Below are 19638 nucleotides of genomic sequence, written 5' to 3' on the forward strand. Positions count from 1 at the left end.
TTCGTCGATGCATGCCTGTGGAGCATGGCACGCATGCACTTGCCAAAGCCGGGGAGCGTCATTAATCGTTCATCAACCTTTTCGATGGGGGCCGGCAGACAGACCGGCGGACGCACGAGTTATCCACGGGATTCGTCAAGCGCAGAGCTCCGGGCCGCTTCCGGTCATCTGAAACCTCACCATCTTCCCACAAGCTGACACGGTTTAATCTCGTCCTTCCTGGACGGGAGCCGGACCGCGGCGGGGCGCCTTTCGAGCGACCCGGCGGACGAACAGGACGAATTGGAATGCGCGGTCAGATCGCAGATGCATTGCAGACGGCCATGGAAAGCGGCGACAAGCGCCGCATCGCGACGCTTCGCCTCGTCGCGGCCGGCCTCAAGGACAAGGAAGCCGCCTTCCGCGAGGCGGGGCGGGGACAGCCGCAGGATTCCGACATCGTGTCGTTTCTCCAGTGCATGCTGCGCCACCGCCAGGCCGCGGAAGATGGTTTCCGGGCTCTCGGCCGTGTCGAGGAAGCCGCCGCCGAGCGGGCCGACATGGATGTGATCCGCAGCCTGCTGCCGGCGCCGGTGCCGACGGGCGAGATCGAGGCGGCGTGTCGCCAGATCGTCTCGGATACCGGCTCCAAGGGGCTTCGAGACGTCGGTCGCTGCATGAACGCGCTGAAGGAGCGCTACCAGGACAAGCTGAACCTCATCGAGGCCGGCAGCGTGATGCGCGGGCTGCTCAGCTAGCGCCGCGCCCCTCCAGCACGCGCTCCCAGTCCGCCTTTCGGAGGCGGAAGCATTGCCAGTCCGTCGGCTGGCCGGAGAGGTCGAGACGGGCGTCGTAGACGTGGACCGCGCCGAGCTTTCCCGTCGCCTTCTGCGAGCGGACATTGCTCGGGGCGATGTGGAACCAGACGTCGTCGACGTGATCGAAGGCATGGCCGAGCATCAGCGACTTCATCTCGAAGTTCGCCGGTCCGCCCCAGTGCGAACGATCGAGGAAGGTGAAGCCGATCGCCAGGGATCGCGGTTGGTCGGGCGGGACATAGAAGCGCGAGCTGCCGACGATTCGGCCTTCCCGTCGATCCTCCACCGCGACCGCCCCGCCGAGCGCGATCAACGTTCGGAAGAAGGGCTCGAACACCTCGCGCTTCCAGCGGTCCGTGGCCGGATGGCCGGCCCAGGTCTCGGGGTCCGACGCCGCGGCGTGAAGGCCGTCGAGGTCGCCGGCGACGAGCTTGCGCACGGTCAGATGCGGACCGACCAGCGTCGCGCCGGGATCGAAACCGCCCATCGTCGTCATCCCGCCGTCTTCTCGGCCAACTCGCGCGCGGCGGCCTCGTGGTAGCGGATCACCTCACGAACCACGAAGGCGAGATACTTCTCGGCGAAGTCGGGATCGAGTTGCGCGGAGGCCGCGAGATCGCGCAGGCGCGCCACCTGGCGCTTTTCCCGTGCCGGGTCGGCGGGCGGCAAGTCGTGCTCGGCCTTGAGCACGCCGACGCGCTGGGTGCAGCGGAAACGCTCGGCCAGCATATGCACGATCGCCGCGTCGATGTTGTCGATCGAGTTCCGCAGGGACTGCAGCTCGGGCAGGATGGCGGGGGTCTGGTCCATGGGTTCTGGTGTCCGGCGTTTTGGCTCCGGTCCGAGGACTTAAGCGCCTCGGCCCGATCCGTCAAAGCCGCCGCGCCCTGTGGAACGAGGTGGACAAGCCCGCCCGACCAGCGAAACCTGTGGCATTCCACCGTCCGGATGACGATATGTCCGCCATGCGCTTTCCGCCCCAGTTCCTCGACGAGATCCGTGCCCGCGTTCCCATTTCGGACGTGATCGGCCGCCGCGTGGTCTGGGACCGGCGCAAGACGCAGAGCTCCAAGGGCGACTGGTGGGCCTGCTGCCCGTTCCACGGCGAGAAGTCGCCCTCGTTCCACTGCGAGGACGCCAAGGGCCGCTACCACTGCTTCGGCTGCGGCGTGTCGGGCGATCACTTCCGCTTCCTCACCGAACTGGAAGGCATGAGCTTTCCCGAAGCCGTCGAGCGGCTGGCCGGGGAGGCGGGACTCCCGATGCCCGCGCGCGACCGCGAGGAGGAAAAGCGGCAGGAGAACCAGGCGACCCTTCTCGACGCGCTGCGCCTCTCGGCCGAGTTCTTCCGCCAGACACTGCAGGAGGCGGACGGCGCCAAGGCGCGGGCGTATCTGCGCGATCGCGGCATCAACCCGATCGTGCAGAAGGCGTTCGGCCTCGGCTTCGCGCCCGACAGCCGCAACCGGCTGAAGGAGTTCCTGGCGGGACGGGGCGTCGGCAATGCGGAGATCGAAGGCGCGGGCCTCGTGGTTCACGGCGAGGGGATCGCGGTCTCCTACGACCGGTTCCGCGACCGCGTGATGTTCCCGATCCTCGATATCCGCGAGCGGGCGATCGCCTTCGGCGGGCGGGCCTTGGCGCCGGGCGTGCCGGCGAAGTACCTGAACTCGCCGGAGACCGAGGTCTTCCACAAGGGGCAGGTGCTCTACAACCTCGCGGCGGCCCGGCGCGCCGCCAAGGGTTCGAACACGCTCATCGTGGCCGAGGGCTACATGGACGTGATCGCCCTTCATCAGGGCGGCTTCGAGAATGCCGTCGCGCCGCTCGGCACGGCGCTCACCGAGCGCCAGCTCGACCTCCTGTGGCGCACCGTGCCCGAGCCGATCCTGTGCTTCGACGGCGACGCGGCGGGCCTGAAGGCCGCCAACCGCGCGGCGGAACTGGCGCTGCCGCTGCTGCGCCCCGGCCGCTCTCTGCGCTTCGCCCTTCTGCCGGAAGGCAAGGACCCCGACGACCTCCTGCGCGATGCGGGCGCGGAGGCGATGCGCGACGTTCTCGACCGTGCGCGCCCGCTCGCCGATCTCATCTGGATGCGCGAGACGGGCGGCGGCAGCTTCGACACGCCGGAGCGGCGGGCCGAGCTGGAAGGCCGGCTGAAGGCCATGATGCGCCAGATCGGCGACGAGAGCGTGCGCCGGCATTACCTCCAGGATGTCGAGGAGCGCCTGTCCGGTTTCTTCGGCCCGGCACCGGCGCGCGGCGGGGGGCGAGGGGACTGGAACAATCGGCGTCGCGACGACGGCCGGGGCGGTGCCGGCAACGCCCGGCGAAACGCGGCGCCCGGCGCCGGGCGGCGTTCGCCCGTGTCGGACCGGATGGCGAGAAGCTCGATTGTTGGCGGCGGCGCGCGCGTCAGTGCCGCGCCGATGCGCGAGATGTCGATCCTCGTCGGCTTCGTGAACCACCCGCTGCTGCTGCGCGAGGCCTTCGACTACTTCGCCGATCTCGAACTCACGAGCCCGGAACTCGAGCGCCTGCGCTCGGCGGTGATCGACGTCTACGCCGACGGCCAGCCTCACTCACGCGAGGAGATCCTGGCCGAGCTCGACCGACGGTTGCTGCTGGAGCCGTTCCAGGCGTGCGAGGCCAAGCTCCAGGCCGTGCGGCTGTGGAGCTTTCTCGACGGTGCGGCATTGGAGGATGCACGCGAAGCGGTGCGCCAGGCGCTGCACTTGCAGCACCGATACCTGTCACTACATAGGGAGCTTCGGGCGGCCGAGGCTGCGCTGGCGACCGATGGCGACGAACTCGCCCATGCGCAACTCGTCGAGATCCACCGGGAAATCAACAATTTGGCTGGAACCGAGGCGCTGATAGACGGGTTTGGACTGCTGTCTGGCCGGCCGGCCAAAGGTATTTGAGTCCCATCGGTGGTCCGTCTCGCGGCGCGTCCACCGGTCCCGCGAAATGCGCCGCTACGCGTCAAGCCCTTGACTTCGTGGCGGATTAGAAGAAACACGCATCGGCCGGACGCCGGTGTCGGCTCGCACCGGGCCGGCCGCTTCCGCCGGTTGGAGATGGAATGGACCGAGCGATCGACCGAGGCCACGAGAGTGGTCATGGTTAATCGATCATTCACGGCCGGCGGTTAAGGCTGGCGGAATGGGCGCGGGAGGCGTCGCTATCCGCAAGCCGCACCGCGCCAGATGGAGACGAATGCACATGGCGACGAAAGTCAAGGAAGGCGAGGCGGCGGTCGAAGAGCGTCAGGAGACGCCTGACAGTCCTCTGCTGGACCTGTCGGACGACGCCGTCAAGAAGATGATCAAGGCCGCCAAGAAGCGCGGCTTCGTGTCGATGGACAAGCTGAACTCGGTGCTGTCGGCCGAGGACGTCACCTCGGAGCAGATCGAAGACCTGATGTCGATGCTCTCCGACATGGGGATCAACGTCGTCGAGGACGAGGAAGGCGATAACGAGGAGGAGAAGGAGTCCGAGGAGGCCGGCTCGACCGAGGTCGCCGAGACCACCACGGGCGCCGTCGCCACCACGACGAAGAAGGAAGCCTCGGACCGCACCGACGATCCGGTGCGCATGTACCTGCGCGAGATGGGCTCGGTCGAGCTCCTGTCGCGCGAGGGCGAGATCGCCATCGCCAAGCGCATCGAGGCCGGCCGCGAGACGATGATCGCGGGCCTCTGCGAGAGCCCGCTGACCTTCCAGGCGATCATCATCTGGCGCGAGGAACTCAACGAGGGCAACATCATGCTCCGCGAGGTCGTCGACCTCGAGGCGACCTATGCGGGACCGGAGGCCAAGATGCCGACGGCCCCCGCCGAAGGCGTGGAGCCCGGCGCCGCACCGGCGCCGAACGGCGAGCTTCGCCCCGGCGAGGAGGAAGAGGACGACGAGGACGACCTCGAGAACTCGCTCTCGCTCGCCGCGATGGAGGCCGAGATCCGTCCGCAGGTCATGGAGACCTTCGACGCGATCGCCGAGAACTACAAGCGGCTGCGCAAGCTGCAGGACCAGCAGGTCGAGAACCGCCTCGCGGCGCAGGGCACCCTGTCCTCGTCGCAGGAGCGCTCCTACCGCAAGCTGAAGGAAGACCTCGTCGCGGCGGTGAAGGGCCTCTCCCTCAACCAGAACCGCATCGACGCGCTGGTCGCCCAGCTCTACGACATCAACAAGCGCCTCGTCGGCAACGAGGGCCGGCTCCTGCGCCTTGCCGAATCGCACGGCGTGAAGCGCGACGAGTTCCTGCAGACCTACCAGGGTTCGGAGCTCGACCCGAACTGGACGCAGTCGATCGCCAACCTCGCCGGCAAGGGCTGGCTGAAGTTCGTCCAGAACGAGAAGGACGGCATCCGGAACCTCCGCCAGGAGATCCAGAACCTCGCCACCGAGACGGGCCTCGAGATCACCGAGTTCCGCCGCATCGTCCACATGGTGCAGAAGGGCGAGCGCGAGGCCCGGCAGGCCAAGAAGGAGATGGTCGAGGCGAACCTGCGCCTCGTGATCTCGATCGCCAAGAAGTACACGAACCGCGGCCTGCAGTTCCTGGATCTCATCCAGGAGGGCAACATCGGCCTGATGAAGGCCGTCGACAAGTTCGAGTACCGCCGCGGATACAAGTTCTCGACCTATGCGACGTGGTGGATCCGGCAGGCGATCACACGTTCGATCGCCGATCAGGCGCGCACGATCCGCATTCCGGTGCACATGATCGAGACGATCAACAAGATCGTGCGCACCTCGCGCCAGATGCTGCACGAGATTGGCCGCGAGCCGACCCCGGAAGAGCTGGCCGAGAAGCTGGCGATGCCGCTGGAGAAGGTCCGCAAGGTCCTGAAGATCGCCAAGGAGCCGATCTCGCTCGAAACGCCGGTGGGCGACGAGGAGGATTCGCACCTCGGCGACTTCATCGAGGACAAGAACGCGATCCTGCCGATCGACGCGGCGATCCAGGCCAACCTGCGCGAAACGACGACGCGCGTGCTGGCCTCGCTCACGCCGCGCGAGGAACGCGTCCTGCGCATGCGCTTCGGCATCGGCATGAACACCGACCACACGCTGGAAGAGGTCGGCCAGCAGTTCTCGGTGACGCGCGAGCGCATCCGCCAGATCGAGGCGAAGGCGCTGCGCAAGCTGAAGCACCCGAGCCGCTCGCGCAAGCTGCGCTCGTTCCTCGACAGCTGAGGCCGCGCGCACGGACCACGGATCAAAGGGCGCCCGATGGGGCGCCCTTTTTCGTTTCTAGCTCAGGCGGTTGCGCTGCGGATGCGGTCGGTCGCGGGGGCGGTGCGGCTGCGGCGCGACAGGAGCGCGGCCACCATCATCGCGCCGATCACCGTCACATGCTCGGTGGCCGTGTGGAAATGGCCGACCGCCTCCGGGCCGGTCATGTTCCAGAAGTCGTGGACGAGGAGGATCGTCAGTCCCGTGAAGACCGCCAACATGCCAGCACCGAGCCAGGCGGCGCGGTCGAGGATCACGAGCAGGGAGCCGACGATCTGCACCACGGCGACAAGGATCGCGATGAGGGTGGGAGGCGAGAAGCCGAAATAGGCCATCTCGGCCGTCGCCGCGTCGAGGTCGGCAAGCTTGGCGAGGCCGCTGCCCCAGAAGCAGAAGGTGAGGATCACCCGCGCGAAGGGCGCAAACCAGCGGGTGTCGAGAAGCTGGGCGATGGCAGACGGCATGAGGGCGTTCCCCGTTCGGGCCGGCGCGTCTTGGCCGGGTCGAAGGGAGGCATATCGAGCGCACGTTTCATGCGCATTTCCTCATCCCCTGGTTGTGTTGCCGGGCGAGGTCCTGCTTCGACATGGGGCGGGCGAGGTGGTAGCCCTGGAACAGGGTGCAACCGGCGGTCTTGGCGAGGAGCATCTGCTTTTCCGTCTCGATGCCTTCCGCGACCACCGACAGCCGCATGGCGCTGGCAAGGCTCGCGAGGGCGGACACGAACACGTTGTCGGTCTCGCTGTCGCCGAGCCGCGCGATGTAGCTGCGGTCGATCTTGATCGAGTCCACCGGCAGATGGCGAAGGTAATCGAAGCCGCAGAAGCCGGTGCCGAAATCGTCGAGCGCGATGCGGATGCCCATATCGCGAAGGGCCTGGAGGCGGCGGCAGATGTCGGGCGTGGCGTTGATCGCGGCCGACTCCGTGAGCTCCAAGACGAGCCGCGTCGGCGGAAAATCGCTTTCCGCCAGAACCCGAGTCACCATGTCGACCACGTCGTCCCGCTTCAGCTGGTTGGCCGACACGTTCACCGAAATGACGACCTCGGGAAGCTCGCGCGCATCGGCGAGGGCCCGGCGCAGCACCCATTCGCCGAGCTGGTCGATCAACGCCGTGCTCTCGGCAATGGGGATGAAGCGGGCCGGCGAGATGGCGCCCCGCGAGGGGCTCTGCCAGCGCAGCAGCGCCTCGACGCCGACGAGCTTGTGGTCCGGCCCGTGGATCGGCTGGTAGTGCAGGTCCAGCTCGTTCAAGAGGATCGCCGCCCTGAGCTCGCGCTCGATCAGCCGCCGGTGCTTGAGCTCGGCCAGCATCTCGGCATCGAAGACGCAGGTCTTGTTGCGCCCGGCGGTCTTGGCGGCATAGAGCGCCACGTCGGCGAACTGCATGGCTTCCGAGAGGTACACCGTGCGATCGGGGACCATCACGACGCCGAGGCTCGCCGATAGCGACAGGCGGCGCCCGCCGGCCATGACGGGCTTGTTCAGGGCATGGGCGAACAGAGTGCCGAAGGCGACGGCGTCCGCCTCGCCGGCGCAGGGCATGATGAAGGCGAACTCGTCTCCGCCCAGCCGTCCCGCAACCGCTCGCGGCGCCAGCCGCGTCAGCGTGTTGGCAATGTGGGAAAGGGCGAAGTCGCCCGCGCGATGCCCGAAGCTGTCGTTGAGGACCTTCAGGTTGTCCATGTCGAGGGCGAAGAAGGCGAGGGAGGCCCCCGCCTCGCGCGTTTTGAGCGCTCCGTCCGCCGCTTCCAGAAAGGCGCGCCGGGTGAGAAGGCCGGTGATCTCGTCGATGACGTGCCGCTCGACCAGTTCCTCCTGGTGCGCGCGCAGGCGCCCAAGTTCCGTCTCCGCGCGGCAGAGCTTCCGGTGTAGCCGTCCGAGATAGGCGAACGTCAGGATGAAGGCGATGAGCGAGATCGGGCCGAACCAGGGCGAGACCAGGAGGCTCAGGGCCGTCAACACGGTCCAGGCCAGCGCGAAGCCGCCGTGACGCATGCCCAATTCGCGCAGAACCCCTGTCTGCTCCTTCCAGAACGACGTGACCTTGAGCATGCTGCCTGCTGCACCTGTGACCCGGACGCACGCTACGTGAAGTGTGTGAAGCCTTCGCGTCGGACAATGCCGCACTGCACTCCGCACCCTGGGGTTCTGCCTGCATGCTGAACGGCCGATGAACGCCGCGGCCGGCTGCAATTCAGGAAGGCTGCCCTAAGACGTATCCCACGCCGCGCCGCCGGTGCGGGCCATTCGTCAGGAGACTTCCATGCTGTCCTGCCTCATCCGTTCCACGCTCGTCGCCGCCACGCTCCTCGGCTCGCTCGGGATGGCGAGCGCCGCGCCGCGCGAGCCCGCCGGTGCGACCCAGATCGATTACCGCGGCGAGCGTCACCACCGAGACGGCCGCTGGGACGATCGGGGTCCGCGCCATGGCGACCGTTGGGATCGCGGATCGCGCCGCGGCGACTGCTCGCCGCGACTGGCGCTGCGCAAGGCACGGGACATGGGTGTCCGCGGCGCCGACATCGTCCGTGCAAACGGCCGGTCCGTGGTCGTCGCGGGCTACAAGCGCGGTCACCCGACCGCCGTGCGCTTCGCGCAGGATCGCGGCTGCCCGGTGCTCGGCTATCGCTGAACCACGAGCTCTCGTTCATGAAAAAGGGGCGGTCCTCGCGGACCGCCCCTTTTTTCGGTTTTCAGGGCTGCAGCTCGTAGACGATCCGCACCTGGCTGGTGATGGTGTTCTCGCCGACTTCGACCGGCACCTTCGCCGCGCTGCCGGCCGCCATCATCCGCATCTCGCCGTAGGGCATGGGCGGGGGCGGAGGCGCATAGGCGTTGGCCGCGTCCTCGATCGTGATCACGCGTCCGAGCTTGAGACCGGCCGCGCCCGCGAGCGCCTCGGCGCTGGAGCGAGCTTGTGCCACCGCATCGCGCCGCGCCGAATCGCGCAAGGCCGCGTCGTCCTCGATCTGGAAGGAGATCGAGCCGCCCTCGTTGACGCCGAGCTGCACGGCCCGGTCGAGAAGCTCGCCGAGCTTGGGCAGGTCCCGCACCTTCACCGACAAGGTGTTGCGGGCCTCGTAGCCGGTCACGACGGGCGGGGCCTGCGTTCCGTCGGGTCGGTTGTCGTATCGGTATTGCGGTGTGATCTGGAAGCCCGAGGTCTGAAGGTCGCGCGCCTCGACACCGAAGGACGCCATCGCGGAGCGAACGGCCTCCATCGCCGTGTTGGCCTGCTCGAGCGCGTCGGCCGCCGTGGCCGCGGCACGCATCACGGTCAACTGCGTGACCGCCAGGTCCGGCGCTCCGTTCGCATGGCCCTCGCCGGTGACGCTGACGCGAGCGGGAAGCGGGGAGGGCGACGGGGCACCCTGGGCAAATGCCGGGGCCGCGAGGGCGAGGCCGGTCACGAGGGCGAGAGGGGCGAAAAGGCGGACTGCGGACACGGGCCGATTCTCCTGAGGGGTTGACGACGTTCGGGGTTCTGGCGCGCGATTGCGGCAAAACGCCAGTCCGGCGAGCGTCGCGCTCAGCGCTCCGCCATCAGTCCGCGCAGTTCGCTCGTTCCGTCGTTGGCGGCGCAGGCGTTGAGAAGGTTGGCGTGACGGAAGCGCGGGTTGCCCGTCACCTCGCGGCCGACCCATTCGGGGATCGCGAAGACCTGGTCGGGATGATCGAGCTCGACCTCCGCCCAGACGAGGCCGGCGAGCGGTCCCTTGAAGACGTCGATCTCCCAGGTCCGGCCCTCATGGGGAACGATGTGCCGGTCCTTCTCGATGATGGGACCGCAGATGTCCGCAAGGAGCCGCTCGGCGTCGTCGAGGGGGATTTCGTACTCGAACTCCGCCCGCGAGATGCCGGAGCGCGCTCCCTTCACGGTGAGCCACGCCTTCTGCCCGTCGATGCGGACGCGGACCTTGCCGTTCGCCCCCTGGCTGACAAGCCCGTCGCGGAAGGTCCTGACGTCAACCGTACCGGCGCGCCAGGCGTTGCCGACCACAAGAAACTTGCGCTCGATTTCGATGTGCATGCGGCCTCGTCATGCGCTTCGGATCGCGGATGCGACCGTCTGCCAAGGTTTCAGGCGGGCTCCTTTGTCACCAAACCGGTGCGAAGGCAAACCCCTCATAGCAACGCCGGGATACTCCGGCACGAGGGTTCCGGTGCCCTCCGTGCTACACCCGTCGTGTGGGGGCAGAAGGCATCACGGCCGTTCGGTGTTCCCGACATTCGCAGGGGGCGCCCTGACGTTTCCCCACGATCCACAGGCGCGAGGCCATTCGACTGGCTCTGGACAGGAGCCTGGGTCGGAGGGCATCACAAGCGGTGAGCTTCGGCCCGGTGAGGCGGAATGGGGCGGGACGTAGGGAGGGACGGTTGGGGGATCGGAGACCGCTCGCATCGCGCGACACGGGCTGGGCACGGCGGATCGCACAGAGCCTGTCGAGAGCCGGGGCGACACCGAACGCGATCTCGGCCGCCGGCATTCCCTTCGCCGCCCTGGCGGGACTCGCCTTCGCCTTCGCGCCGGAGCGACCCTGGCTCTTCCTTCTCGGCGCGCTTCTCGTGCAGCTTCGCCTCCTGTGCAACCTCTTCGACGGCATGGTCGCGGTGGAGGGTGGTCGGGGCGGTCCGACCGGCGTCCTCTTCAACGAAATTCCCGACCGCTTCGAGGACAGTTTCATCCTGATCGGCTTCGGCTATGGGGCAGGGCTTCCCGTACTCGGCTTCGCGGCCGCGCTTCTGGCGGTGCTGACCGCCTATCTCAGGGCGATGGGAGCGTCGCTCGGCCAGGGCCAGGACTTCTCCGGGCCGATGGCCAAACCCCAGCGCATGGCGGCCGTCACCGTCGGTGCCGTGCTGGCCTTTGTGGAAGTCCTCGCCGTCGGAACGCTGTGGGTGCCGGGGGCGGTGCTGTGTGTCGTCGTCCTCGGGGCCGCCTGGACGGCGTGGGCGCGGATCGCTCGCATGGCCGCGCGGCTTCGGGAAGCACCATGATCGACCATCTCCTCGTCGGGCTGACGCGTTTTCTGGTCGGAGGGCGGCCGGAATGGATCGGTTCGCAGCCGACGACGCGCCAGCGCATCTACTTTGCCAACCACGGCAGCCATCTCGACACGATCCTGATCTGGGCCGCGCTCCCCAAACCCTTGCGCGCCACCACCCATCCCGTGGCCGCCGCCGACTATTGGGGACGGGGCAAGCTGAGGCGTCGGATCGCGGTCGGCCTTCTCAACTCCGTGCTCGTCGATCGTTCGGGGCGCGCGGCGAAGGACGAACTCCTGGAGCCGCTGGAGGCCGAACTGCGGCGCGGCCATTCGCTGGTGATCTTTCCGGAAGGCACACGTGGGCAGGACGTCCTGCCGGGTCCTTTCAAGTCCGGCCTCTACTGGCTCGCGCGCGCGCATCCGCAGGCCGAGCTCGTTCCGGTGTATCTGGGAAACCTCGCCCGCGCGTTCCCGCGCGGCGCGTATCTGCCGGTGCCGATCTCCTGCCACGTCCGCTTCGGCGCGGGGATGCGGCTGGAGGAGGGGGAGGCGAAGGAGGCCTTCCTGACCCGCGCCCGCGATGCCGTCGCCGCGCTCGCATGAGGCCCTGATGGACCCGCAGCTTCTGATCCTGTTTTCCGGCCTCGTCGCCGTTCTCGCCGTGGCGTCGGCCGTCGGCCACGTCCTCAGGCGTCGCGTGCACTCGCCCGAGGGCCAGGCGACCGTCGAGAACCTCAACGCGCGCATCCGCGCCTGGTGGCTGATGGTCGCGATCTTCGCCGCCGCCTTCACCTTCGGGCCGGCGGTGACGCTGGTGCTCTTCGCGTTGACCTCGTTCTACTGCCTGCGCGAGTTCATCTCGCTCACCCCCACGCGCCCCGCCGACCACCGGGCGCTCGCCTTCGCCTTCTACGTCTTCCTGCCGCTGCAATACGTCCTGATCTGGGTGGACTGGCTTTCGCTCTTCTCGATCGCCATACCGGTCTACGCCTTCCTCCTTCTGCCGGTCCTCGCGGTTCTGCGGCACGAGACGGAGGAGTTCCTGACGCGCACCGCCAAGGTGCAATGGGCGCTGATGCTGACCGTCTACTGCGTCAGCCACGCACCGGCGCTTCTGATCCTCGACATTCCCGGCTTCGAGGGGCGCAACTTCCTGCTTCTGTTCTTCCTGGTCACCGTGGTCCAGGCGAGCGATGTCCTGCAATACGTCTTCGGCAAGCTCTTCGGCCGACGCAAGATCGCGCCGGTCGTCAGCCCCAACAAGACCTGGGAAGGGTTTCTCGGCGGCGGCGCCACGGCCGTGCTTCTGGGTGCTGGCCTGTCCTTCGCCACGCCCTTCACCGCCTTGCAGGCGGCCGGCATGGCGGCGGCGATCGTGCTGGCGGGCTTCTGCGGCGGTCTCGTGCTGTCGGCGGTGAAACGCTCGATGGGCGCCAAGGACTGGGGCACGATGATTTCCGGGCACGGCGGAGCGCTGGACCGAATGGATTCGGTCACCTACGCCGCGCCGCTCTTCTTCCACCTCGTGAACTACTATTTCGCCGCCTGAGGGGCGGAGGCCGGAGCCTCCGCCCTGTCCACGCGTCAGGCGCCGTAGCCGACGATGCCCTTGATCTCCAGGAACTCGTCGAGCCCGAAGTCGGCATACTCGCGCCCGTTGCCGGACTGCTTGTAGCCGCCGAACGGCGCCCCCGCGTCCCAGGCGGGATAGTTGATGTAGACGTTGCCAGTGCGCATCCTCGCGGCAAGCGCCCGGGCGCGGCCGAGATCCGCCGACTGAATGTAGGAGGCGAGCCCGTACACCGTGTCGTTGGCGAGGTCTGCCACCTCGTCCTCGCTCTCGTAGGAGAGAATGGACAGGACGGGGCCGAAGATCTCCTCGCGCGCGATGGTCATGTCGGGCGTCACGTCGGCGAACACGGTGGGACGTACGAAGTAGCCGCGGTTCAGCCCGTCGGGCCGTCCGGGACCTCCGGCGACGAGCCGCGCGCCTTCGCGGATTCCGGTCTCGATCAGCCCCTGGATCTTGTCGTACTGCGCCTGGCTGACGACGGGGCCGAGCTCAGTCGTTTCCGCGTCGGCCGGACCGACCTTGAAGGCGTCGGCGGCACGCGCCGCGATGCCGGCGGCCTCGTTGTGGCGGTCGGCGGGTACGAACATGCGCGTCGGCGCATTGCAGCTCTGGCCGGAGTTGCCGAAGCAGCCCTGGACCCCCTTGGTGACCGCCGTCTCGAGATCGACGTCCGGCAGAAGAATGTTGGCCGACTTGCCGCCGAGTTCCTGGTGGACCCGCTTGATCGTGTCGGCGGAGGACTTGGCGACCAGGATACCCGCGCGCGTCGAGCCGGTAAACGACATCATGTCGATGCCGGGATGGCGCGACATGGCTTCGCCCACCGTCGGTCCGTCGCCGTTGACGAGGTTGAAGACGCCTTTCGGCAGACCGGCCTCGTGGCAGATCTCGGCAAACAGCAGCCCGCTCATCGGGGCGATCTCGGAGGGCTTCAGCACCATGGTGCAGCCTGCCGCAAGCGCCGGCGCGACTTTGCACATGATCTGGTTCATCGGCCAGTTCCACGGCGTGATCATGCCGACGACGCCGATGGGCTCCTTGGCGATCAGCATCGTGCCGCGCCGTTCCCCGAACGAGTAGGTTTCCAGCGTCTCGATCATCTTGGTGAGATGTGCGGTGCCAATGCCGGCCTGGGAGGCGAGGGCGAACGGCCGGGGCGCACCCATCTCGCGGCTGATCGCGTCGGCCATGTCGGGCAGGCGCGCCTCGTAGACGGCGAGGAGGCGACGCATGAGGGCGAGCCGCTCCTCGCGGGTCGTGCGCGAGAACGCCGGAAAGGCGCGGCGGGCAGCCGCGACCGCCCGGTCGACGTCGGCCCCGCTGCCGAGCGCGATCTCCGCATAGGCTTCTTCGGTGGAGGGATCGATCACGGCCAGCGTTGCGGGCCGGGCCGGGTCCACCCATTCGCCGTCGATGTAGAACTGCAGGGCGTGGCTCATGTCGGTCCCTCCTGATCGAGCATGCCCAAGGGTGTAGGACCAAGCGGCCCATCGGGTCCAGACGGCCGAGGGGCGTCGATCGAATTCCCCGTCCGAACTTTCGTCCGGGCGGGGATTGAACGGCTAGGAGGATCGATCAGCGGCGGTGGCGGCGCGCGAGGTCGACGAGGATGGCGACGAGCACCACGAGGCCGACGATCACCCGTTGCCAGAAGCCCGACACGTTGAGGAGCACGGTGCCGTTGGCCAGCATCGCCAGAAGGAGGGCGCCGAGCGCCGTGCCGACGATCGTGCCCTGGCCGCCGCGAAGGCTCGTGCCGCCGATGATGGCCGCCGTGATCGCCTGCAGCATCCAGCCTTCGCCAACGGAGGGCTGTCCGGCATCCATGCGGCTGGCGTAGAGCATGCCGGCCATCGCCGCGAACATGCCGGCGAGGCCGTAGACCAGAAGCTCCACGCGGCGGATGCGAATGCCGACGAGCACGGCCGCGTCGCGGTTGCCGCCGATCGCGAAGATGTTGCGGCCGAACTTGGTGTTGCGCAGGACCCAGATCAGGATCGCCGCCGAGACGAGGAAGAACCAGACCGGCACGGGCAGGCCGAGGATCTCGCCCTGGCCGAATACCCGGAAGCCGGCGCCGAGCGGCCGGATCGGGTAGCCCTCGGTGATCACCAGGGTCATGCCGGCGAAGATCTCGCCGGACGCGAGCGTGACGATGAAGGGATTGAGCTTGAGGTAGGCGATGAAGAAGCCGTTGACGAGGCCGAGGCACAAACCGAACAGGCAGGCGAGCGGGATCACCAGCCAGGGATGGACGCCCGCGGACGTCAGAAGCAACGAGCCGACGATGGCCGACAGCCCCGACGCCGCGCCCACCGAAAGGTCGATGCCGCCGAGAAGCAGCACGAGCGTCTGGCCGAGCGCCACGAGGCCGACGAAGGCCGCCGCGCGCGCCACCACGGTGAGGTTGTAGGCAGACAGGAAGTTCGGCGCGGCGATCGACAGGATCACCGCGAAGAGGCCGAGCGCGATCAGGATGCCGCTCGCCTCCCAGCCCTTGAAGCGGGACCACAGCGACGGGGGAGCGGAGCGGGCCCGCGCGGGAGACCCAAGAGCGGCGTTGGTCATGGCTCGGGTGCCTTTCGGTCGGGAAACGGGGCGCTGATCGCGCGTCAGCTCATGGCGAGGCGCAGGAGGGACTCCTGCGTCATCTCCTCGGTGCGCGGGGTGCCCTTCACGCGGCCCTCGTGCATCACGAGGATGCGGTCGGAGACGTTCAGCACCTCCTCGAGTTCGGAGGAGATGTAGACGATGGAAAGCCCGGCGGCCGTCAGGCTGTCGAGGACGCCCTGGATCTCGGACTTGGCCGCGACGTCGATGCCACGCGTCGGTTCGTCGAGGATCAGGATGCGGGCATTCTTGGCGAGCCAGCGGCCGAGGATGACCTTCTGCTGGTTGCCGCCGGAGAGCGAGGTGATCGGGTCGGACGCCGCGCCGATCTTGATGCGCAGGCGGTCGACATAGTCGTCCACCGTCGCGGCCATGCCCCGGAAGTCCATCCAGGCCGGGCCGCGGAAGCGGTCGAGCGTGGCGATGGTCAGGTTCTCGGCGATCGAGAGGAGCGGGAAGATGCCCTCCTGCTTGCGCTCCTCCGGCAGGTAGACGAGGCCGCGCGCGATGGCGTCGGCGGGATCCGAGACCGGGCGCGCGTCGCCGAAGATTTCGACCGTGCCTGCTTTCGCTCGGGCAAGGCCGAAGATGCATTTGGCGACCTCCGTGCGGCCGGCGCCGACGAGGCCGGAGACGCCGAGCACCTCGCCTTCGTGCAGGTCGAAGGACACGTCCTCGAACTCGCCGGGGCGCGTGAGGCCGCTGACGCGCAGCACGACCGGTCGATCTTCCAGCCGGCGCGGCGTGTGGGTGGACAGCGCCACCTCGCGGCCGGCCATCAGGGCGACCATCTCATGCTTGGAGGTTCGGCCGGGCTCCAGTTCGCCGACATGGGCGCCGTCGCGCAGCACCGAGATGCGGTCCGACAGCGCCAGGATCTCGTCCAGGCGGTGGGAGATGTAGAAGGCCGAGCCGCCTCCCTCGCGAAAGCGACGGATGAAGGCGTAGAGCTTTTCGGTCTCGCGCGTCGTTAGGGCGGCCGTCGGCTCGTCGAAGATGAGGATTCTCGCCTTGGTCGCCACCGCGCGGGCGATCTGGACGAGCTGCTGCTGTGCCTTCGACAGGTCGCCGGCGACGGCGTCGCCCTCGATCATGTTGTCGACCGCGTGTAGATGGGTGAGCGCCTCCTCGCGCGTCGCCTTCCAGTCGATCGCGGGGCCGCGTGTGATCTCGGCGCCGAGCATGATGTTCTCGGTGACGGAGAGTGCGGGCACGAGGTTGATCTCCTGCGGCGCGATGGCGATGCCTGCGCCCTGCGCCTCGCCCGGCGAGTGGAAGTGCACCTCGGCGCCGCCGACGAGAAGCTGGCCGGCGGTGGGGCGCAGGCGTCCGCAGATGATGTTCATCAGCGTCGACTTGCCCGCGCCGTTCTCGCCGATGATCGCGTGCACCTCGCCGGGGCCGATCGAGACGGAGACGTCCTTCAGCGCATGCACGACGCCGAAGCTCTTCGACACGTTGCGCGCCTCGAAGGCGGTGGCGATCGCGTCCATGGCGGGCTCTCCCTGCAACCTTTGTGGGAAGGGGGCCGGCAAGCCGGCCCCGCATGTCGCTGTCAGAGCTGGTCCTTGGTGATGAGGCGCGAGCCGGTGTTGTGGTCCATCGGGATCGTGTGGTTCTGGTTCATCGCCACCATGTACTTCACGGCCCAGTAGCCGATGTCCCACTGGCGCTGCGCCTTGAGGGCCGTGATGACGCCCTCCTTCACGAAATCCACCGCCTCGGGGAGGTCGTCCATGCCGACCACGGCGACGGTGCCGGCCTTGCCGGCGTTCTGGACGGCCCGTGCGATGCCGATCGGATTGGACGCGTTGCAGCCGAAGAAGCCCTTGATGTTCGGGTGGGCCTGGAGCGCGTTCTCGGTGAGCGAGACGGCTTCCTCCAGCACGTCGTTGTCGGGCTGCTCGAACACGATCTTGACGTTCGGGAAGTCCTCCAGCGCCTTCTTGAAGCCCTTGATGCGCTCGACGTGGTCGGTCGCGGTCAACGATCCCGACAGGATGCCGACCTCACCCTCGCCGCCGATGTGTTCGGCTAGGAACTTGCCGAGATCGAAGCCGTCGCCGTAGCTGTCCTTCTGGCCGACGAAGGCGAAGTCGGGCGAGCAGAACGAGTTGAAGGTGATCGTGTTGACGCCGGCTTCCCTGGCCTCGCCGAGAAGCTGCACGTTGGTGGCCTGATCGAGGCAGGCGACGGCGAGACCGTCGGGAGCGCGGCCGATATTGGCCTCGATGCGCTGGTTCTGATCGGCGACGTCGGCCTGGGGCGGCTGGTCCCAGATCATGTTGATCTTGATGCCGTCCTTGGCGAACTCGTCCACCGCGAACTGCCCGCCCTGGCGCACCACGTCGTACCAGGGGTGGATGACCTTCGGGATGAAGACGAAGGTCAGTTCCTTGTCGATCGGCTTGATGAGGTCTTCCTGCCCCTCGGCCAGCGCCGGCAGGGCGGAGCCCGCGAGCACCGAGCCGAGAACGAGGGCGGACCAGAATCCCTTGCGCATGTCGTCTTCCTCCCGATAGGGGCGCCTCCCGCCCCGGAACGGGCAGCCCTCCAGCCACCCGACGCGGCCCGTTCCTCCCGGACCGTATGTCCTCATCGATCTCGCGCACTTTGCGCGGAACGTCAACACATTTGATCTTCGACTGTGCAATTGTTCGCTTGTATCGCAGCACGGGTCTAGCGACACACTCAACATTAGGCCGTAAAGCCACCTCAACCGCGCTTAACGCTGATAAGAGCGAGCCATTCGGTATTGCAGCAATCGATTGCTGTGAATTTTTGCGCTTTACAAAACACAAATATGCGGCCTACATCCGCCGCACTGCCCAGTAGAGGCTTCGTCAATCGTTCCGGATGGACTGTCATGAAAGCTGCCCTTCTGCGCGCTCCCAACGACGTCCTGTTCGGCGACGTCGCCGACCCCACCCCGGAGCGCGGCGACCTCGTGCTGAAGGTGCGCGCCGCCACGATCTGCGGCACCGACATTCGCATCGTCTCCGGCCGCAAGACGATGGGCGTGCGCTACCCCTCCGTGCTCGGCCACGAGTTTTCCGGTGAGATCGTCGATGCCGGCGGCTCCAGCCGCTTCAAGGCGGGCGACGCGGTCTGCGTCGATCCGGCGATCGCCTGCGGCCATTGCGCCTACTGCAAGCGCGGGCTCGAGAACGTCTGCGAGAACCTCACCGCCATCGGCTACGAGGTGGACGGGGCCTTCGCCGAATACATCCGCATTCCCGGTCGGGCACTCGAGACCGGCAACGTCTTCGCTATGCCGGAGGGCCTGTCCTTCGAGGAGGCCGCACTCGCCGAGCCGCTGGCCTGCGTCATCAACGGTCAGGAGAAGGTCGGTGTCGAACGCGGCGACGTGGTCGCCATCCTCGGCTCCGGGCCGATCGGCCTTCTCCATGTGAAGGTGGCCCGCCTGTCGGGCGCGCGCCGCATCATCGTGTCCGAGCCGAACGCCGGCCGCCGCGCGGCCGCGATGGCCGCCGGAGCGGACGTGGTGGTGGACCCCGTGAGCGAGGATCTCCATGCGGTTGTGCAGGCCGAATCGGGAGGCATCGGGGCGGACGTCGTGATCGTCGCCATCGGCGTGCCCTCGCTCGCCAACGACGCGCTGGGCCTTGCCCGCCTTCGCGGCCGCGTCTCGCTGTTCGCCGGCTTCAACAAGGGCGAGATGGCCCCGCTCGACGTCAACGCCATCCACTACAACGAGCTGATCGTCACCGGCTCCTTCGGCCTGACGCGGCTGCAGTTCGAGAAGTCGCTGAACCTCATCGCGTCGGGGCAACTCGACACGAAGCCGTTCCTGACGCATCGTTTCGCTCTTCCAGCGATCGGCGAGGCGCTGGAAACCGCCGCGCGCGGCGATGCCATCAAGGTCGCCATCGTATCCTGATCATGAACGCTGCTCCCGCCATCATCCGCCATTTCCCGGTCGTCATCATCGGCGCCGGGATCAACGGCATCGGCACCTTCCGCGACCTCTCCCTGCAGGGCGTGGACTGCCTGCTGATCGACCGGGGCGACTTCTGCTCGGGGGCGAGCGAGTCCTCCTCGCGCCTGATGCACGGCGGGCTGAAGTACCTCGAGACGGGCGAGTTCCGGCTGGTGCGGCAGTCGGCGGAGGAGCGCAACATCCTCCTGCGCAACGCGCCGCATTTCGTGACGCCCCTCGAGACGGCGCTGCCCGTGCGCTCCTGGTTCGGCGGCATCGTGCCCTCGATCAAGCGCTTCCTAGGCCTGAAGGCCAAGCTCAACGATCGGGGCGCGATCATCACCAAGCTCGGCCTGACGATGTACGACGCGTTCGGCCGACGCTTCCGCACCATGCCGGTCCACCGCTTCATCGGCGGCGCAAGGGCCCGGGCCGAGCTGAAGGGCCTCGACCCCGCGATCACCGCGGTCGGCCTCTACTACGAGG

Annotated in this window: 19 protein-coding genes; 9 read left to right on the plus strand and 10 right to left on the minus strand. The window is 67.8% G+C overall.

Features of this window, described 5'->3' with window-relative positions:
• Positions 1-287 precede the first annotated feature (287 nt).
• Entirely contained in the window at positions 288-737 is a 450-nt protein-coding gene (locus AUL34_RS04685; protein WP_061931710.1) for a GatB/YqeY domain-containing protein, read from the plus strand.
• On the opposite strand, the gene AUL34_RS04690 is transcribed toward AUL34_RS04685, so the two are convergent.
• Positions 730-1293 carry a GNAT family N-acetyltransferase gene (locus AUL34_RS04690; protein ID WP_202814934.1) on the minus strand — a complete coding sequence of 188 codons (564 nt, stop codon included), beginning with the start codon at positions 1291-1293 and terminating at the stop codon, positions 730-732. The two genes, AUL34_RS04685 and AUL34_RS04690, sit on opposite strands and share 8 nt — an antisense overlap.
• The gene (locus AUL34_RS04695) at positions 1290-1607 is read right to left on the minus strand and encodes a chorismate mutase (RefSeq protein ID WP_061931712.1); all 318 of its coding nucleotides are present in this window, start codon (positions 1605-1607) and stop codon (positions 1290-1292) included. Before AUL34_RS04695 ends, AUL34_RS04690 begins: the two co-directional genes overlap by 4 nt.
• Positions 1608-1762: 155 nt before the next feature.
• Here AUL34_RS04695 and dnaG point away from each other — a divergent pair, with 155 nt between their 5' ends.
• Complete coding sequence (gene dnaG, locus AUL34_RS04700; protein WP_061931750.1) at positions 1763-3721, plus strand: DNA primase; 1959 nt, start codon at positions 1763-1765, stop codon at positions 3719-3721.
• Positions 3722-4022: 301 nt separating this feature from the next.
• Positions 4023-5999 (plus strand): RNA polymerase sigma factor RpoD, encoded by a 1977-nt coding sequence (gene rpoD / locus AUL34_RS04705; RefSeq protein WP_061931714.1) that lies wholly within the window; start codon positions 4023-4025, stop codon positions 5997-5999.
• 62 nt (positions 6000-6061) lie between these two features.
• On the opposite strand, the gene AUL34_RS04710 is transcribed toward rpoD, so the two are convergent.
• Together AUL34_RS04710 and AUL34_RS04715 are read right to left on the minus strand one after the other, a co-directional pair.
• The gene (locus tag AUL34_RS04710) at positions 6062-6502 is read right to left on the minus strand and encodes a DoxX family protein (RefSeq protein ID WP_061931716.1); all 441 of its coding nucleotides are present in this window, start codon (positions 6500-6502) and stop codon (positions 6062-6064) included.
• A gap of 67 nt (positions 6503-6569) precedes the next feature.
• The gene (locus tag AUL34_RS04715; RefSeq protein ID WP_061931717.1) at positions 6570-8093 is read right to left on the minus strand and encodes a bifunctional diguanylate cyclase/phosphodiesterase; all 1524 of its coding nucleotides are present in this window, start codon (positions 8091-8093) and stop codon (positions 6570-6572) included.
• A 211-nt stretch (positions 8094-8304) separates the two neighbouring features.
• Between AUL34_RS04715 and AUL34_RS04720 the strand changes: the two genes are divergently transcribed.
• On the plus strand, positions 8305-8673 hold the full coding sequence (locus AUL34_RS04720; protein WP_061931719.1) for a hypothetical protein: 369 nt from the start codon (positions 8305-8307) through the stop codon (positions 8671-8673).
• A gap of 61 nt (positions 8674-8734) precedes the next feature.
• On the opposite strand, the gene AUL34_RS04725 is transcribed toward AUL34_RS04720, so the two are convergent.
• Both AUL34_RS04725 and AUL34_RS04730 read right to left on the minus strand, forming a co-directional pair.
• Positions 8735-9487, minus strand: coding sequence for an SIMPL domain-containing protein (locus AUL34_RS04725; RefSeq protein ID WP_061931721.1), 753 nt, complete (start codon positions 9485-9487; stop codon positions 8735-8737).
• An 83-nt stretch (positions 9488-9570) separates the two neighbouring features.
• Positions 9571-10071 (minus strand): CYTH domain-containing protein, encoded by a 501-nt coding sequence (locus AUL34_RS04730; RefSeq protein ID WP_061931723.1) that lies wholly within the window; start codon positions 10069-10071, stop codon positions 9571-9573.
• Positions 10072-10418: 347 nt separating this feature from the next.
• Between AUL34_RS04730 and AUL34_RS04735 the strand changes: the two genes are divergently transcribed.
• Genes AUL34_RS04735 through AUL34_RS04745 form a run of 3 tightly spaced genes read left to right on the plus strand, consistent with a single transcriptional unit; the run spans position 10419 to position 12578 of the window.
• Entirely contained in the window at positions 10419-11039 is a 621-nt protein-coding gene (locus tag AUL34_RS04735; protein ID WP_244492440.1) for a CDP-alcohol phosphatidyltransferase family protein, read from the plus strand.
• Positions 11036-11632: a 1-acyl-sn-glycerol-3-phosphate acyltransferase gene (locus AUL34_RS04740; RefSeq protein WP_061931725.1), complete on the plus strand. Its 597-nt coding sequence runs from the start codon at positions 11036-11038 to the stop codon at positions 11630-11632. Before AUL34_RS04735 ends, AUL34_RS04740 begins: the two co-directional genes overlap by 4 nt.
• A 7-nt stretch (positions 11633-11639) precedes the next feature.
• Complete coding sequence (locus AUL34_RS04745) at positions 11640-12578, plus strand: phosphatidate cytidylyltransferase (protein WP_061931752.1); 939 nt, start codon at positions 11640-11642, stop codon at positions 12576-12578.
• A 35-nt stretch (positions 12579-12613) separates the two neighbouring features.
• Here AUL34_RS04745 and AUL34_RS04750 read toward each other — a convergent pair whose 3' ends face one another.
• The 4 genes from AUL34_RS04750 to AUL34_RS04765 form a co-directional block, all read right to left on the minus strand.
• A complete protein-coding gene (locus AUL34_RS04750) occupies positions 12614-14041 on the minus strand; it encodes an aldehyde dehydrogenase family protein (protein ID WP_061931727.1) in 1428 nt (475 codons plus the stop codon).
• Between the two features lie 136 nt (positions 14042-14177).
• Positions 14178-15170 (minus strand): ABC transporter permease, encoded by a 993-nt coding sequence (locus tag AUL34_RS04755; protein ID WP_061931729.1) that lies wholly within the window; start codon positions 15168-15170, stop codon positions 14178-14180.
• 44 nt (positions 15171-15214) lie between these two features.
• Positions 15215-16705, minus strand: coding sequence for a sugar ABC transporter ATP-binding protein (locus AUL34_RS04760; RefSeq protein ID WP_192845685.1), 1491 nt, complete (start codon positions 16703-16705; stop codon positions 15215-15217).
• Between the two features lie 62 nt (positions 16706-16767).
• A complete protein-coding gene (locus tag AUL34_RS04765; RefSeq protein WP_061931731.1) occupies positions 16768-17715 on the minus strand; it encodes a substrate-binding domain-containing protein in 948 nt (315 codons plus the stop codon).
• A gap of 363 nt (positions 17716-18078) precedes the next feature.
• On the opposite strand from AUL34_RS04765, the gene AUL34_RS04770 reads away from it, so the two are divergent.
• Together AUL34_RS04770 and AUL34_RS04775 are read left to right on the plus strand one after the other, a co-directional pair.
• Positions 18079-19113: an alcohol dehydrogenase catalytic domain-containing protein gene (locus tag AUL34_RS04770; RefSeq protein ID WP_061931733.1), complete on the plus strand. Its 1035-nt coding sequence runs from the start codon at positions 18079-18081 to the stop codon at positions 19111-19113.
• A 2-nt stretch (positions 19114-19115) separates the two neighbouring features.
• The coding region (locus tag AUL34_RS04775) for an FAD-dependent oxidoreductase (RefSeq protein WP_156420789.1) at positions 19116-19638 on the plus strand (523 nt) is incomplete at its 3' end.

It is taken from the genome of Aureimonas sp. AU22 (genome assembly GCF_001463745.1).
In the GTDB taxonomy this organism is placed as follows: Bacteria; Pseudomonadota; Alphaproteobacteria; order Rhizobiales; family Rhizobiaceae; genus Aureimonas.

Coding starts and splice junctions, on each gene's coding strand:
- AUL34_RS04770 (WP_061931733.1), top strand. CDS start 18,079: ATGAAAGCTGCCCTTCTGCGCGCTCCCAACGACGTCCTGTTCGGCGAC.
- AUL34_RS04750 (WP_061931727.1), bottom strand. CDS start 14,041: ATGAGCCACGCCCTGCAGTTCTACATCGACGGCGAATGGGTGGACCCG.
- AUL34_RS04760 (WP_192845685.1), bottom strand. CDS start 16,705: ATGGACGCGATCGCCACCGCCTTCGAGGCGCGCAACGTGTCGAAGAGC.
- AUL34_RS04745 (WP_061931752.1), top strand. CDS start 11,640: ATGGACCCGCAGCTTCTGATCCTGTTTTCCGGCCTCGTCGCCGTTCTC.
- AUL34_RS04715 (WP_061931717.1), bottom strand. CDS start 8,093: ATGCTCAAGGTCACGTCGTTCTGGAAGGAGCAGACAGGGGTTCTGCGC.
- AUL34_RS04740 (WP_061931725.1), top strand. CDS start 11,036: ATGATCGACCATCTCCTCGTCGGGCTGACGCGTTTTCTGGTCGGAGGG.
- rpoD (WP_061931714.1), top strand. CDS start 4,023: ATGGCGACGAAAGTCAAGGAAGGCGAGGCGGCGGTCGAAGAGCGTCAG.
- AUL34_RS04690 (WP_202814934.1), bottom strand. CDS start 1,293: ATGACGACGATGGGCGGTTTCGATCCCGGCGCGACGCTGGTCGGTCCG.
- AUL34_RS04730 (WP_061931723.1), bottom strand. CDS start 10,071: ATGCACATCGAAATCGAGCGCAAGTTTCTTGTGGTCGGCAACGCCTGG.
- AUL34_RS04720 (WP_061931719.1), top strand. CDS start 8,305: ATGCTGTCCTGCCTCATCCGTTCCACGCTCGTCGCCGCCACGCTCCTC.
- AUL34_RS04685 (WP_061931710.1), top strand. CDS start 288: ATGCGCGGTCAGATCGCAGATGCATTGCAGACGGCCATGGAAAGCGGC.
- AUL34_RS04765 (WP_061931731.1), bottom strand. CDS start 17,715: ATGCGCAAGGGATTCTGGTCCGCCCTCGTTCTCGGCTCGGTGCTCGCG.
- dnaG (WP_061931750.1), top strand. CDS start 1,763: ATGCGCTTTCCGCCCCAGTTCCTCGACGAGATCCGTGCCCGCGTTCCC.
- AUL34_RS04710 (WP_061931716.1), bottom strand. CDS start 6,502: ATGCCGTCTGCCATCGCCCAGCTTCTCGACACCCGCTGGTTTGCGCCC.
- AUL34_RS04695 (WP_061931712.1), bottom strand. CDS start 1,607: ATGGACCAGACCCCCGCCATCCTGCCCGAGCTGCAGTCCCTGCGGAAC.
- AUL34_RS04755 (WP_061931729.1), bottom strand. CDS start 15,170: ATGACCAACGCCGCTCTTGGGTCTCCCGCGCGGGCCCGCTCCGCTCCC.